This is a genomic window from Pseudooceanicola nanhaiensis DSM 18065, assembly GCF_000688295.1.
Taxonomy (GTDB): domain Bacteria; phylum Pseudomonadota; class Alphaproteobacteria; order Rhodobacterales; family Rhodobacteraceae; genus Pseudooceanicola; species Pseudooceanicola nanhaiensis.
The window spans coordinates 2,501-5,439 of record NZ_JHZF01000008.1; the positions used below are offsets into that span (position 1 = coordinate 2,501).

The 2,939-nt window shown below is 54.5% G+C and carries 2 rRNA genes (1 of these 2 cut by a window edge); both read left to right on the forward strand.

Going from position 1 to position 2,939, the window contains the following annotated elements:
• Nucleotides 1–2,714: ribosomal RNA gene (locus Q344_RS0100930) — 23S ribosomal RNA — on the forward strand (it extends 116 nt beyond the left edge of the window).
• A gap of 97 nt (nucleotides 2,715–2,811) precedes the next feature.
• A 5S ribosomal RNA gene (rrf, locus tag Q344_RS0100935) occupies nucleotides 2,812–2,926 on the forward strand.
• Nucleotides 2,927–2,939: the final 13 nt, after the last annotated feature.

Here is a 2,939-nt window from a genome sequence, read left to right on the forward strand (position 1 = left end):
GAATGGGGCAACCCACCTGACAGTTTGATATAATAGTCTTCGGACTGCTTATATCTGGCTGAACCAGGTACTTTTAACCTGAACACATAGGGTTTTAAGAGCAAACCCGGGGAACTGAAACATCTAAGTACCCGGAGGAAAGGAAATCAATATGATACTCCCCTAGTAGTGGCGAGCGAACGGGGACCAGCCGAGCCGTGAGAGTGAGAAGAACAATCTGGAATGATTGGCCATAGCGGGTGACAGCCCCGTATTCGAAGCTCGATCGGACGTATTAAGTAGGGCGGGACACGTGTAATCCTGTCTGAAGATCGGAGGACCACCTTCGAAGGCTAAGTACTCCTTGCTGACCGATAGCGAACCAGTACCGTGAGGGAAAGGTGAAAAGCACCCCGACGAGGGGAGTGAAACAGTACCTGAAACCGAACGCCTACAATCAGTCGGAGGGACCTCGAGTCCTGACGGCGTACCTTTTGTATAATGGGTCATCGACTTGGTCTCACGTGCAAGCTTAAGCCGTTAGGTGTAGGCGCAGCGAAAGCGAGTCTTAATAGGGCGAATGAGTTCGTGGGATCAGACCCGAAACCGAGTGATCTAGGCATGACCAGGATGAAGGTAAGGTAACACTTACTGGAGGTCCGAACCCACACCTGTTGAAAAAGGTCGGGATGAGTTGTGCCTAGGGGTGAAAGGCCAATCAAACTCGGAGATAGCTGGTTCTCCGCGAAATCTATTTAGGTAGAGCGTCATCCGAATACCCCGGGGGGTAGAGCACTGGATGGGTAATGGGGCCCCACAGGCTTACTGATCCTAACCAAACTCCGAATACCCGGGAGTACTAGATGGCAGACACACGGCGGATGCTAACGTCCGTCGTGGAGAGGGAAACAACCCTGACCTCCAGCTAAGGCCCCCAATTCATGGCTAAGTGGGAAAGCAGGTGGGACGACCAAAACAACCAGGAGGTTGGCTTAGAAGCAGCCATCCTTTAAAGATAGCGTAACAGCTCACTGGTCTAATCAAGTTGTCCTGCGGCGAAGATGTAACGGGGCTCAAGCCATGAGCCGAAGCTGAGGATGCACATAGTGCATGGTAGCGGAGCGTAGTGTGACATAGTTCACTGTCTCCTTAGCAGGTTCGCCTGCATTGGAGACAAGGAGCTTTCTGTGAAGCCGGGGCGTGAGCCATCCGGTGGAGAGATCACTAGCGAGAATGATGACATGAGTAGCGACAAAGAGTGTGAGAGACACTCTCGCCGAAAGTCCAAGGGTTCCTGCTTAAAGCTAATCTGAGCAGGGTAAGCCGGCCCCTAAGGCGAGGCCGAAAGGCGTAGTCGATGGGAACACGGTTAATATTCCGTGGCCAGTAGGATGTGACGGATCGCAGGTGTAGTTCGGTCTTAACGGATTGACCGGGCTGCTGAGTGGTTCCTGGAAATAGCCCTACACCAGACCGTACCCTAAACCGACACAGGTGGACTGGTAGAGCATACCAAGGCGCTTGAGAGAACGATGTTGAAGGAACTCGGCAAAATACTCCCGTAAGTTCGCGAGAAGGGAGCCCGGTTCTTAGGCAACTGAGGGCTGGGGGCACAAACCAGGGGGTGGCGACTGTTTACTAAAAACACAGGGCTCTGCGAAGTCGCAAGACGACGTATAGGGTCTGACGCCTGCCCGGTGCCGGAAGGTTAAAAGGAGGGGTGCAAGCTCCGAATTGAAGCCCCGGTAAACGGCGGCCGTAACTATAACGGTCCTAAGGTAGCGAAATTCCTTGTCGGGTAAGTTCCGACCTGCACGAATGGCGTAACGACTTCCCCGCTGTCTCCAACATCGACTCAGCGAAATTGAATTGCCTGTCAAGATGCAGGCTTCCCGCGGTTAGACGGAAAGACCCCGTGCACCTTTACTACAGCTTCACACTGGCATCAGGCCATGCATGTGCAGGATAGGTGGTAGGCTTCGAAGCAGGGACGCCAGTCTCTGTGGAGCCTCCCTTGAGATACCACCCTTGCATCGCTTGATGTCTAACCGCGATCCCTTATCGGGTTCCGGGACCCTGTGTGGCGGGTAGTTTGACTGGGGCGGTCGCCTCCTAAAGCGTAACGGAGGCGCGCGAAGGTTGGCTCAGAGCGGTCGGAAATCGCTCGTTGAGTGCAATGGCAGAAGCCAGCCTGACTGCGAGACTGACAAGTCGAGCAGAGTCGAAAGACGGCCATAGTGATCCGGTGGTCCCAAGTGGGAGGGCCATCGCTCAACGGATAAAAGGTACGCCGGGGATAACAGGCTGATACTGCCCAAGAGTCCATATCGACGGCAGTGTTTGGCACCTCGATGTCGGCTCATCTCATCCTGGGGCTGGAGCAGGTCCCAAGGGTACGGCTGTTCGCCGTTTAAAGAGGTACGTGAGCTGGGTTTAGAACGTCGTGAGACAGTTCGGTCCCTATCTGCCGTGGGTGTAGGATACTTGAGAGGAGTTGCCCCTAGTACGAGAGGACCGGGGTGAACGGACCACTGGTGGACCTGTTGTCGTGCCAACGGCAGTGCAGGGTAGCTATGTCCGGACAGGATAACCGCTGAAGGCATCTAAGCGGGAAGCCCCCCTCAAAACAAGGTATCCCTGAGGGCCGTGGTAGACCACCACGTCGATAGGCCGGAGATGTAAGCGCTGCAAGGCGTTCAGTTGACCGGTACTAATTGCCCGATAGGCTTGATTTGATCCAGTAGAAGACAGGCCAACGCCCGTCCCTACAAGACAGAAAGCGTACACTACATACAGTCGTACATGACTTGGACAACTTGGGTCTTTTCTTGGTCTGGTGGTCATAGCACGAGCAAAACACCTGGTCCCATCCCGAACCCAGCCGTTAAGTGCCGTCGCGCTGATGGTACTGCGTCTCAAGACGTGGGAGAGTAAGTCGCCGCCAGACCTAGAAAAGACCC